At 59.7% G+C, this 11,984-nt stretch carries 10 protein-coding genes; 5 read left to right on the top strand and 5 right to left on the bottom strand.

Going from position 1 to position 11,984, the window contains the following annotated elements; translation table 11 throughout:
- Nucleotides 1-90 (top strand): integrase core domain-containing protein (locus tag KGA83_RS26585; protein WP_146615305.1); only part of this gene is annotated, 90 nt, incomplete at its 5' end.
- A 252-nt stretch (nucleotides 91-342) separates the two neighbouring features.
- On the opposite strand, the gene ccoM is transcribed toward KGA83_RS26585, so the two are convergent.
- The 3 genes from ccoM to KGA83_RS26575 form a co-directional block, all read right to left on the bottom strand.
- Nucleotides 343-459, bottom strand: coding sequence for a cytochrome c oxidase subunit CcoM (gene ccoM, locus KGA83_RS29980; RefSeq protein ID WP_305729722.1), 117 nt, complete (start codon nucleotides 457-459; stop codon nucleotides 343-345).
- Nucleotides 460-603: 144 nt separating this feature from the next.
- Complete coding sequence (locus KGA83_RS26580) at nucleotides 604-765, bottom strand: hypothetical protein (protein ID WP_218430314.1); 162 nt, start codon at nucleotides 763-765, stop codon at nucleotides 604-606.
- Nucleotides 766-864: 99 nt separating this feature from the next.
- Nucleotides 865-1,206, bottom strand: coding sequence for an aspartate-semialdehyde dehydrogenase (locus tag KGA83_RS26575; RefSeq protein ID WP_108216746.1), 342 nt, complete (start codon nucleotides 1,204-1,206; stop codon nucleotides 865-867).
- 216 nt (nucleotides 1,207-1,422) lie between these two features.
- On the opposite strand from KGA83_RS26575, the gene rapA reads away from it, so the two are divergent.
- Nucleotides 1,423-4,269: an RNA polymerase-associated protein RapA gene (gene rapA / locus KGA83_RS26570; protein ID WP_108216745.1), complete on the top strand. Its 2,847-nt coding sequence runs from the start codon at nucleotides 1,423-1,425 to the stop codon at nucleotides 4,267-4,269.
- 73 nt (nucleotides 4,270-4,342) lie between these two features.
- Here rapA and KGA83_RS26565 read toward each other — a convergent pair whose 3' ends face one another.
- On the bottom strand, nucleotides 4,343-5,692 hold the full coding sequence (locus KGA83_RS26565; protein ID WP_108216744.1) for a spinster family MFS transporter: 1,350 nt from the start codon (nucleotides 5,690-5,692) through the stop codon (nucleotides 4,343-4,345).
- A 268-nt stretch (nucleotides 5,693-5,960) separates the two neighbouring features.
- On the opposite strand from KGA83_RS26565, the gene KGA83_RS26560 reads away from it, so the two are divergent.
- The gene (locus KGA83_RS26560) at nucleotides 5,961-6,326 is read left to right on the top strand and encodes a YkgJ family cysteine cluster protein (protein WP_108216743.1); all 366 of its coding nucleotides are present in this window, start codon (nucleotides 5,961-5,963) and stop codon (nucleotides 6,324-6,326) included.
- A 147-nt stretch (nucleotides 6,327-6,473) separates the two neighbouring features.
- Nucleotides 6,474-8,690: a putative bifunctional diguanylate cyclase/phosphodiesterase gene (locus KGA83_RS26555; RefSeq protein ID WP_305889176.1), complete on the top strand. Its 2,217-nt coding sequence runs from the start codon at nucleotides 6,474-6,476 to the stop codon at nucleotides 8,688-8,690.
- Here KGA83_RS26555 and KGA83_RS26550 read toward each other — a convergent pair.
- Nucleotides 8,647-9,543, bottom strand: coding sequence for an NAD(P)-dependent oxidoreductase (locus tag KGA83_RS26550; RefSeq protein WP_223531223.1), 897 nt, complete (start codon nucleotides 9,541-9,543; stop codon nucleotides 8,647-8,649). The two genes, KGA83_RS26555 and KGA83_RS26550, sit on opposite strands and share 44 nt — an antisense overlap.
- Before the next feature lie 197 nt (nucleotides 9,544-9,740).
- Here KGA83_RS26550 and KGA83_RS26545 point away from each other — a divergent pair, with 197 nt between their 5' ends.
- Nucleotides 9,741-11,936: a hypothetical protein gene (locus KGA83_RS26545; RefSeq protein ID WP_108216740.1), complete on the top strand. Its 2,196-nt coding sequence runs from the start codon at nucleotides 9,741-9,743 to the stop codon at nucleotides 11,934-11,936.
- The last annotated feature ends 48 nt before the right edge of the window (nucleotides 11,937-11,984 follow it).

The following is an 11,984-nucleotide window of genomic DNA, read 5'->3' as shown; positions in this document are numbered from 1 at the left end:
GTGGACGAGTCGGTGCAGATCTATAACAACGAGCGGCCTCATCTGTCGCTGAAATACAAAACGCCCGATGCGGTGCATCGGGCGTTTTGAGGCTGAAACAGGTGTAAACCTATTTCAGGACTAGACATGCCAATCGCAAAAAATCACTGTAGGAGCGAGCTCTGCTCGCGATGACCGCAAGGACAACGCGTACATTCAGGCAGCCCGCGTCATCGTTGGCGTCCATCGCGAGCAGAGCTTGCTCCTACAGGGTTACGTGTTTACCGATAGTTTTTCGCAGACAAAAAAAGGGCAACCGAAGTTGCCCAAAATGCCTTGCGTGCTCATTACATCCAGAAAGAACTACGGTTTTTTCCGCTTGTGCGAATCCTTCCAGATAAAAAGTCCGAATCCTGCAAAAAACACAAACATGAGGCCGACAGTCAGCACTCCGGCGATCACCACGTTGTCGAAAAACATGACGCGTCTCCTGCACTTGGCCTGTTGCGATAGGGCTAAGTTAACCAAACGGGCAGGAGAGAACATTGACCAGGATCAATGTCGCCCGAGACTGGGCAAGAGGAAGGGGAAAGTTTGACCCGCATCAATGAATGCGGGGGGATTTCAGCGCTTTTTCGGTTTGTTTTTCGGCTTTTTCCTGGCCTTGCCCAACGGCATGGCCTGCTCGAACGCCTGGCGAACTTCATTGAGTCGCTTGTCGTTGAGGTCATGGATACGTTTGGCGCGTTCAGCGTTGAGGTCAATCAGTTTGTCGTCTTGGCTCATGGCAGTCAGTGCATCGCTTGAAATGAATTTCAGCCACCGTAGCGTTCGGCAACCCTGCGCCAATAATGCGGCCTGAAGGGCGCGCTGACCAGCCTGCGCTCAAATCTCGATATCGACCCACAGCCCCTGCCGCGGCTGATCTTCCATCAGCGGCGCCACCGGCACGGTGTTGTCGGCATTGAGTTCATCACCGGGAATCGCCAAGTGCGCCTCGGGGTCATGATCAGCCTCGCGGCGACGTCTTTGCTGCTCCTGCTTGCGGCGCTGTTCCTCGCGCAGCACTAACCCGTCCTCTTCAGGATTGCGCTTTTGCAGGTCAATGGTGCTTTCACTGGAGCTTTCCTGCACCGGCACCACCGGTGGAATGTCCGGACGCTGGCGGATCGGGTCGGTTTGCGAAGTGATCGGCACGGCACTCAGGGGGAGCATCGGTGGCAGCATGGTTTCGGTCTCCTGTCAGCAGGCTGTCGGCTGCGGGGATGGCGACTTGAGCCATCGGTCGCAAACTGTGACCCGATTGGCACTCATTAGTGCACCGGGCGGCGCGCCATGCACAGGTGGGCTAACGTATGACTGTGAGTTTTTCTGAGAGTCCTTTGGCCCTGAAGCCCTCATTCCGTTAAGATAGCCGGCTTTTTCAGGTGGGAGTCAGGCAGCATGGCGCAGCAGTATCAACCGGGGCAACGCTGGATCAGTGACAGCGAAGCCGAGCTGGGTTTAGGCACCGTTCTGGCACAGGACGGTCGCTTGTTGACCGTGCTCTACCCGGCCACTGGCGACACCCGCCAGTACGCGCTACGGAATGCGCCTCTGACCCGCGTGCGGTTTTCGCCGGGCGACTCCATCACTCACTTCGAAGGCTGGAAGCTGACCGTCCGCGAAGTCGACGACATTGATGGCCTGCTGGTTTACCACGGCCTCAACGGGCAGAACGAAGTGGTCACCCTGCCGGAAACCCAACTGTCGAACTTCATCCAGTTCCGCCTGGCCAGCGACCGTCTGTTCGCCGGCCAGATCGACCCGCTGGCCTGGTTCTCCCTGCGTTATCACACTCTGGAACACACCAGCCGCCAGTTGCAGTCCTCCCTTTGGGGTTTGGGCGGCGTGCGTGCGCAACCGATCGCGCACCAGTTGCACATTGCCCGCGAAGTCGCCGACCGCATTGCGCCACGGGTTCTGCTGGCCGATGAAGTGGGCCTGGGCAAAACCATCGAAGCCGGCCTGGTGATCCATCGCCAATTGCTCTCGGGCCGCGCCAGCCGTGTGCTGATCCTGGTTCCGGAAAACCTGCAGCACCAATGGCTGGTCGAGATGCGCCGCCGTTTCAACCTGCAGGTCGCGCTGTTCGACGAAGAGCGCTTCATCGAAAGCGATGCCAGCAACCCGTTCGAAGATACCCAGCTCGCGCTGGTCGCGCTCGAGTGGCTGGTGGACGACGAGAAAGCCCAGGACGCGCTGTTCGCGGCCGGCTGGGACTTGCTGGTGGTCGACGAAGCTCACCACCTGGTGTGGCACGAAGATCAGGTCAGCCCTGAATACTCGCTGGTCGAGCAACTTGCCGAAACCATTCCCGGCGTGCTGCTGTTGACCGCCACCCCGGAACAACTGGGCCAGGACAGCCACTTCGCTCGTCTGCGCCTGCTCGACCCGAACCGTTTCCATGACCTGCAAGCCTTCCGCGCCGAGAGCGAAAACTATCGCCCGGTGGCTGAAGCCGTTCAGGAGTTGCTGGACAAGGGAAGCCTGTCGCCGCAAGCCCACAAGACCATCCACGGTTTCCTCGGCAACGAAGGCGAAGCCCTGCTGGCCGCCGTCAATGATGGCGACACCGAAGCCAGCGCCCGCCTCGTGCGTGAGCTGCTCGACCGCCACGGCACCGGCCGTGTGCTGTTTCGCAACACCCGCGCCGCCGTCCAGGGTTTCCCGGAGCGCAAGCTGCACCCGTACCCGCTGCCGTGCCCGGATCAATACCTCGAACTGCCGTTGGGCGATCACGCCGAGTTGTACCCGGAAGTCAGCTTCCAGGCCCAGCCGGACACCAGCGAAGAAGAACGCTGGTGGAAATTCGACCCTCGCGTCGAGTGGCTGATCGATCAGCTGAAGATGCTCAAGCGCACCAAAGTGTTGGTGATCTGCGCCCACGCCGAAACCGCCATGGATCTGGAAGACGCCCTGCGCGTGCGTTCCGGCATCCCGGCCACGGTGTTCCACGAAGGCATGAACATCCTCGAGCGTGACCGCGCCGCCGCCTACTTCGCCGATGAAGAATTTGGCGCGCAAGTGCTGATCTGCTCGGAAATCGGCAGTGAAGGTCGCAACTTCCAGTTCTCCCATCACCTGGTGCTGTTCGACCTGCCGTCCCACCCGGACCTGCTGGAGCAACGCATCGGTCGTCTGGACCGGATCGGCCAGAAGCACATCATCGAACTGCACGTGCCGTATCTGGAAACCAGCCCGCAAGAGCGTCTGTTCCAGTGGTACCACGAAGCACTGAACGCATTCCTCAACACCTGCCCGACCGGCAACGCCTTGCAGCATCAGTTCGGCCCGCGCCTGCTGCCGCTGCTGGAAGAGGCCGACGACGGCGAGTGGCAAGCGCTGATCGACGAAGCCCGCGCCGAGCGTGAGCGTCTGGAAGACGAGCTGCACACCGGCCGTGACCGTTTGCTGGAGCTGAACTCCGGTGGCGCGGGAGAAGGCGATGCGCTGGTGGAGGATATCCTTGAGCAAGACGATCAGTTCGCCCTGCCGATCTACATGGAAACCCTGTTCGACGCCTTCGGCATCGACAGCGAAGACCATTCGGAAAACGCGCTGATCCTCAAGCCCAGCGAAAAAATGCTCGACGCCAGCTTCCCGCTGGGCGACGACGAAGGCGTGACCATCACCTACGACCGCAACCAGGCGCTGTCTCGCGAAGACATGCAGTTCATCACCTGGGAACACCCGATGGTTCAGGGTGGCATGGACCTGGTCCTGTCCGGCTCGATGGGCAACACCGCCGTGGCGCTGATCAAGAACAAGGCACTCAAGCCGGGCACCGTGTTGCTGGAATTGCTGTATGTCAGCGAAGTGGTTGCCCCGCGCTCACTGCAACTGGGCCGCTACCTGCCGCCGGCCGCCCTGCGCTGCCTGCTCGATACCAATGGCAACGACCTGTCGGCCCGCGTTTCGTTCGAAACCTTGAACGATCAGCTTGAAAGCGTGCCACGTGCCAGCGCCAACAAGTTCATCCAGGCCCAGCGTGACCAGTTGACGCCACGGATCAACGCCGGTGAAGCGAAGATCCTGCCCCGTCACACTGAACGTGTCGCCGAGGCGCAGCGTCGCCTGGCCGCCGATACCGAAGAAGAACTGGCGCGCCTCACCGCGCTGCAAGCGGTCAACCCGACCGTACGCGACAGCGAACTGGTTGCCCTGCGCAAACAACGCGAGCAAGGCCTGGCCATGCTCGACAAGGCTGCGCTGCGACTGGAAGCGATTCGGGTGTTGGTGGCGGGTTAACTCCCTGCTCCACCCTGCTGAAAAAGAAGGCCCGCAGCGATGCGGGCCTTTTGTTTTAGAACATCAAAAGATCTTAAGCAGTCACCGCAGAACCCTCAGGCTCAACCACCGCCACCAACCCTTCCTTCATCCGCATTGCATCGCGCACAAAACACCGCGAAGCCAGCACCAGAAACACCACGGTGAACAACAGCGCCACCGGAATCAGGTACATCGCATCGTGCAGGCCGACCGCCTTGAAAGCTTCGGTCATCTGCCCGGCACCAACCGCCAGCATCGCCGAGTGGGCAAAGTGATCCGACAAGGCCCCGACCACCACCGGCCCCAAACCGCCGCCCAACAGATACAGCCCGGCAAAGAACAGCGCCATGGCCGTCGCTCGCAACCGAGGCTCGACCACATCCTGAATCGCCGTGTACACGCAGGTGTAGAAGTTGTAGGCGAACAGCCAGCCCACACTGAATACGGCGATAAACACACCGATCTCGATGCGCCCGGAATGCAGCGCCCACGCGGTGCAGACCGTCGAAATCACCAGGCTGAAGGCCGCAAACAACAGCCGCCCGTTGGCAATCCGCTGGTGAACCTTGTCCGCGATCCAGCCACCGAGGGTCAGGCCGACCAACCCGGTCACGCCGACAATAACCCCGGTGGCGACCGCCGCTTCCTGCAACGGCATGAGGAAGTAGCGTTGCAGCATCGGCACCAGAAACGAGTTGCAGGCATAAGTGGCGAAGTTGAAACACAGGCCGGCCATCACCAGCCACAGGAAAGTCGGCACAGCCAGTACCCGCCGGATCGGCCGATCGATCTTTTCCTGCGACACCTGAACGCTCTCGGCGGCGCCGCGTTTCGGTTCCTTGATGAAAAACATGAAGATCGCGAGGACCAGCCCGGGCACCGCTGCGATAAAGAACGGCGCGCGCCAGCTATCGAAGGCCTTGACCATCGCGCCGATGGTGAAGAACGCCAGCAACAGCCCCAACGGCAGCCCGAGCATGAAGATGCCCATGGCGCGGGCCCGGCGGTGAGCCGGGAACAAGTCGCCGATCAGCGAGTTGGCGGCTGGCGCGTAACTGGCCTCGCCGATACCGATGCCCATGCGCACGATCAGGAAGCTCCAGAAACTGCCCACCATACCGTTGACGGCGGTCAAACCGCTCCACACCGCCAGCCCCCAACCCATCAGCTTGCTGCGCGAGCCGGTATCGGCCATGCGCCCCAATGGCAAGCCGGCAATGGCGTAGACGATGGTGAATGCCGTACCGATGATCCCCAGCTGGAAATCGCTGAGGTGCCATTCCATGCGAATGGGTTCGATGATGATGGCCGGAATGGTGCGGTCGAAAAAATTGAACAGATTGGCCAGGAACAACAGGAACAGGATGCGCCAGGCATTGGCCGCTTGGGTCGAGTTCTGCATGGGTCCGTCTCTTTTATTGTTTTTGGGGCGTCACTGCCCCCGGACTTTGCAATCTAGACAGAGCGGCCACACCTGTCTTTCATTATTCGCCAGGCTGATACCAACCCATGGGACGCAACCTGTAGGAGCTTTCGCAGGGCGGGTATTTCGCAGTCCGTCCGGTCGTTGAAAAATACCTTTCTCCCCCCCTTCCCAAGCCGTTGGCGAAGCCTAGAATAGCGGCCTTGATTCCCCCCTGTGTCACCACCCCTCCTTACGATAATCGCCCATGTCCGAAGCCAGTCCGTGTCTGAATTGCGGTGCCTGCTGTTCTCATTTTCGCGTGTCATTTTTCTGGGGTGAATGCGCCTCATCCGGAGGGACGGTACCCGATGAGCTTGTCGAGCAGATCAGCCCCAGTCGGGTCGCGATGCTCGGCACCGGCTGCAAACCCGTGCGCTGCACCAGCCTGGTGGGAGACGTGGGCAGTACGGTGCAGTGCTCGATTTACGAAAAACGCTCCAGCACCTGCCGGGAGTTCGACGCTTCGTGGGTCGATGGCCTGGCCAATCCCGATTGCGACGCGGCCCGTGCCGCTTTCGGCTTGCCGGCCCTGCAACCCGCATTCGAGACGCCCCAGAAGCACATCGCCTGAGTGTTAGCCCTAATCGCTATTAAGCTAATATCAAAATGTTTGGCATCAATATGCCACTATCGCTTGCGCTCCATCCACGCCCTCTATACTCCAGGACATTCGCTGGCGCTCCTTGCGCCGGCCTGAAGGATAACGATGGGGCGTGCTATGGAGTGGCCTGGTTTGCATTTCCTTACCGAGCTACCAGAGAGTGGGCAGGTCGTACTTAATTGCACACATGACCCTTTTCTGGTGCTGCTGGCTTATCTGGTCGCCTGTGTCGGCAGCTTCGCGACACTGGACATGGCCGAACGGGTTGCTCACGCTGAAAAATCCGCTTCCCAAACGCTCTGGCGCTGGGTTGGCAGCGGATGCCTGGCCGGCAGTATCTGGGCCATGCACTTCGTCGGGATGCTGGCATTCCAGGCGCCTATCGCTCTTCACTACCAACTGCCTGTCACGGTGTTCTCACTAACCATCGCGCTGCTCGCCGCGTGGCTGGCCATGCATACCCTCAGCCTTCCCGAGCTGAGTTTGCGACGGTGCCTCACGGCATCGATCGGGATCGGCATGGGTATCGCGACCATGCATTACGTGGGCATGACGGCCATGCACGCCAATGCCTCGGTCTATTACCATCCGGGCCTGTTTGCCCTTTCCATTGCAATCGCGATCGGTGCCGCACTGGCAGCCTTGTTACTGGCATGGTATCTGCGCGACGGCGCCGGCATGCTGCATCAGCTCATCAAATACTGCGCCAGCCTGTTGCTCGGGGCTGGCATCCTCAGTATGCACCTCACGGCCATGGCCGCCTTCAACCTGGTGCTGCCCGAAGGCAGCCTGCCAGCGCAAACCGGCGATCACAGCCAACTGCAGCTGGCACTGACCGTGGCGGTCATGACCCTGCTGATCATCGGCAGCAGCATCAGCGCGGCGCTGGCGGACAAGAAACTGCAACGCAAGGACCACGATCTGCAACGGGTCAACTCCCTGCTCAGCCAGTTGGACCAGGCGCGCAGGTCGCTGCAACAGGTGGCGCACTACGACCCGCTGACCAACCTGATCAACCGCCGCGGATTCAACCAGGTCTTCGCCGAAAAACTCATCGAGAAAACCAACAAAGGCGGGATGCTGGCGGTCATGTTCCTGGACATCGACCATTTCAAGCGGATCAACGACAGCCTTGGCCACGATGCCGGTGACGAACTGCTCAAAGTGCTTGCCGGGCACATCAAGAGTTCGGTTCGCAGTCACGAAGATGTGGTCGCACGCTTTGGCGGCGACGAGTTCTGCCTGCTCATCGACCTGCATGATCGTGAAGAGGCGCGGCATATGGCCCAACGCATCATGTTGAAAATGAAGGAGCCTATCGAACTGGCCGGCAGGCGCATGGTCATGACCACCAGCATCGGCATCAGCCTGTTTCCGGAGGATGGCAAGACGTGTGAAGAACTGCTGAAGAACGCCGACCTTGCGCTGTATCAGTCCAAGGGCGGTGGCCGCAACGGCCTGAGCTTTTTCAGCGCCAAACTGAAAACCCGCGCCACACTGGAACTGCAACTGGAAGAAGAACTGCGCCATGCCCTGCGTGAAGACAATGGCCTGATGCTCTATTACCAGCCGATCTATGACCTCAAGACCGGTCAGGTCAGCAAGCTCGAAGCCTTGATCCGCTGGCAGCACCCGGTCCACGGGTTCCTCGTGCCGGATCGTTTTATCGCGATCGCCGAGGCCAACGGCCTGATCGCCGAACTGGACAACTGGGTGCTGCGCAAGGCCTGCGAGGATCTGGGTGAGTTGTCGCGCCAGGGTTATGCAGACCTCAAGATCGCCGTGAACTGCTCGCCCCTGAGCCTGGCACGCGTAGAACTGGCCGATGAAATCGAGTACGCATTGCGAGCCGCCGGTGTGAAGCCCCAACAGCTGGAACTGGAAGTCACGGAAAACGCCTTGATGGGCAATATCGCCAACACACTGATGTTGCTGCGACAGATTCGTGCCCTCGGCGTGTCCCTGTCGATCGACGACTTCGGCACCGGCTATTCATCCCTGGCCTACCTCAAGCGCTTGCCGCTCAACACATTGAAAATCGACCGTTCGTTCATCCAGGACATCCCCAAGGCCACCCAGGACATGGAGATTGTCCAGGCGATCATCGTCATGGCCCATACCCTGCACCTGCAAGTGGTCACCGAAGGGGTCGAAACCTTCGAGCAATATCAGTTCCTGGAAAACCATGGCTGTGATTTCGTTCAGGGCTATTTACTCAGTCGGCCGGTGCCGCTGGCCGAACTGCATCCGGTGCTGAACGAAATCAATCAGCGCGAGCACGCCTGTACCGTCACGACGCTGAGCCTGGCTCACGGTACATCTGCACTAATGTAGAGGGGTCCTTTTCAAGGGACCCCTGACTCCCATGCAGGCGCATCAACTGCGCGGCCAGGCCGCTGATCGGTGTCGCCGAGCCTTGCTCTCGCGAAAACTTTACCGCCGTATCCAGATCCTTGAGCAACGTGCGCACGTGCCACTTGATCGGTTCGAAACGGTTTTCAGCCATTTGCGGGGCGAGGATCTGCAACGGTTTCGAATCGGCAAAGCCGCCGGCCAGCGCTTCGGCGATCAGGCTTGCATCAACCCCGGAACGTTCCGCCAACGCGACCACTTCGGCAATCACCAAGGCATTGCAGGCGACGATCATCTGGTTGCACGCCTTGGTCACCTGCCCTGCCCCGACGCCGCCCATGTGCGTCACACGTTGCCCCAGGTTCAGCAGAACGGGACGAACCCGATCCAGATCCTCCGACTCGCCACCCACCATGATCGCCAGGCTCCCGGCTTCGGCCCCGACCACACCGCCGGACACCGGTGTGTCGAGCCAGCCCATGCCGGTTTTACCGGCGAGTTCTGCGGCCATTTCCCGTGTGGCGTTAGGCTCCAGGCTGGAAAAGTCCACCAGTAACTGGCCTTTCTTTGCCCCCTCGATAATGCCTGCCGGACCAAACACTACCTCGCATACGACCGACGTATCTGCCAGGCACAACATCACCACGTCCGCGTGCTGGCACAGTTCTGCCGGGCTGGCGACCTGGCGTGCGCCGGCCTCCACCAGCGGCTTGCACTTGTCCGGATTGCGATTCCATACCGCCAGCGGATAACCCGCCGCCAACAGGCGCCGGCACATCGGCAACCCCATCAGGCCGATCCCGGCAAACCCCAGCGCAGGTAGCATTGACATCATTTTGCCTCCTTTAGATTAAAGATCACCGAATATTGGCCGATCCATCATGACTCAGGAAAGGATTCACGCCGAGTGATGCTCAGGCCAAGGACCAAGGCATGGTCCAGGTACGCGCTGAAAAAAAGACGCGATTGTATTCCGTGACGGTTCGACGACTGCGAGTCGGCCAACCAATCAGCCCAGGTAGATGGCGAACAATGACTTCTAAAAACAACCCGGCCACTGCGGTAACCGATCTGACGTTGAGCCCCGCGGCCAACAGCCCGTCATCACCGAAGCCATTGATTCAATCGCGCCCGTTGGCAACCCAGCAATACCTGTACTTCACCGAAACCAACACCGACCGCATCCTCGACAACCTCGACGGCCTGCGCGACATGGTGTTCCCGCGCGCAGCGCATCTGGAGGGCGACAGCGAACAGCACAACGATCAGGAATTCCCGTCGGTGTGCCTGATCGGTCTGGGCCGCTGCGGCTCGAACATAGCGCTGGACGTGGCGGAGCTGGTGTACAACGCCCGCAAGTTCTACCTCAACGAATTCAATAACGAAGATCGCCTGTCGCCGGACAAGCGTTTTGCCGAAAAGGGCTACAGCCCGGCCCAGTGGATCCGCAACAACCTGCGCCTGGGCCAGAACAAAAACACCAAGCCGGTGTTTCTGGTCGAGCCACTGGTGATGCTCGGCGACCTGGACAAGGACATCGCCGGACGCATCCGTTTCTCGCGCAAGGGCGAAAAAAGCGGTTTCCTGCGCGACTACAGCAAGATGAAAATCATGGACTTGTCGGAAGTCCACGCCGGTGGCGCCGGTAACGCGCCGATCCTCGGCCAGTACCTGGCCAAGATCATCCTGAACAAGGACACCCAGCGTTTCTCCAGCCCTGACTGGAAGATGATCCACTCGTACCTGATCGACAGCTGCGGCATCAAGGCCAACCAGTCGCGCCTGTATTTCTCGATCTTCAGTGCCGGTGGCGGTACCGGTTCGGGCATGGCCTCGGAATTCGGCCTGGCCCAACAGCACTCGTACATGAACAAGACGTTCGACACCAAACCGATGGACGAGCACGACAGCAAGAGCGGCCACGCCTTCGTCTTCGAACCGATCTTCACCAGTGGCATCTGCGTACTGCCGAACATTTCCGATCACCGCAGTGAAATGTCCGAGGCGCTGCACATCAACGCCGGCCGCCTGCTGTGCAAATACCTGTCGGAAGAGTGGGACTTCTCCTACAACTTCGCCAACGAAGACAGCAGCGAAGCCAGCGTCATGGGCCGCATCCGCCCATGGAACGCGATGATGTTGATCTCCAACGACATCATGCGTTACGCCGAAGAGAACGATGACGGCAATATCCAGAACATTGATGTCAATGCCATGGAAAAGCATGCCAACCAATACATCTCACAGCAGATCTTCAACATTCTCACGGCCCAGGCGGTGACCACCGACTACGACCAGAACTATTTCCGTCGCGCCGGCATCGACATCGGCGAAACCATCCGCCTGGACGCCAACGACCTGTTCATGAGCCTGGCCGGCCCGGTGGCGATTGCCTACGCAGAGTCCGTGGTGCCGGAAACCCCGCCGCCGAGCAGCGACAAATTCAAGGTGTTCGAGAAAGAGCCGCAGCGCCTGAACATCGACGACCTGTTCTTCCGTTCGATCGACCTGCCGCACTTCAACAAGGTCACCCAGGCCATCGAAGGCATCAGCCTGTTGCCGATCGAATCCAAGCGCTATCGCGCGTCGCTGGAGCAGTACAAGAACTCGGGGTACGACGCGGCGGCCCTGCACGACCTGCACTTCTTCAAGAACTGCTCGTCGGTGGTGTCGATCGTTTCCTTGCCGAAGGACTACAAGCTCTCCTACATGGATTTGAACCGGTTGAAGACTCACCTCAACAGCCTGTTCCCCAACACCACGCTCAAGCGCTACGCGCTGGTGATCGGTGCCTCGGCCAACCTGTCGCTGACCACCCTGATCGCCAAGAGCCCGTGCCTGTCGGACGACTTCCTGACACTGATCGTGGCGTTCATCAAGCGTTGCTTTGCGAAAAACCCGTACCGCTTCGACGAGACCCTGGACAACTCGATCCTCGACTTCATCATCAACGAACAGTTCGACGAAGACCGGATCGACGAGTTGCTCAACGAATTCGAGAACCCGGCGAAGATCCTCGATACCAACTGGTACGCGATCAAGCCGATGTACGAGAAGAAGTACCGAGAGCTGATCAATGACAAGGACAAGTTCGTCTCGATCAACGACATCCGCCTGTCGCGCGATTGCGTGAAGAAATCGATCAAATACCTGCGCGAGATCTACCGTCACCGCATTGGCAAGACCAAGGTTATTTCGTTGAATAACCATACGGGCAAGACGGCTTGATGAGGTATGCCTGAAAAGATCGCAGCCTTCGGCAGCTCCTACGGGCTG

The organism is Pseudomonas sp. GL-R-19 (assembly GCF_019956375.1).
GTDB lineage: Bacteria > Pseudomonadota > Gammaproteobacteria > Pseudomonadales > Pseudomonadaceae > Aquipseudomonas.
Note: the sequence above shows the minus strand (reverse complement) of the source record. Positions and strands in the feature narration are given on the sequence as shown.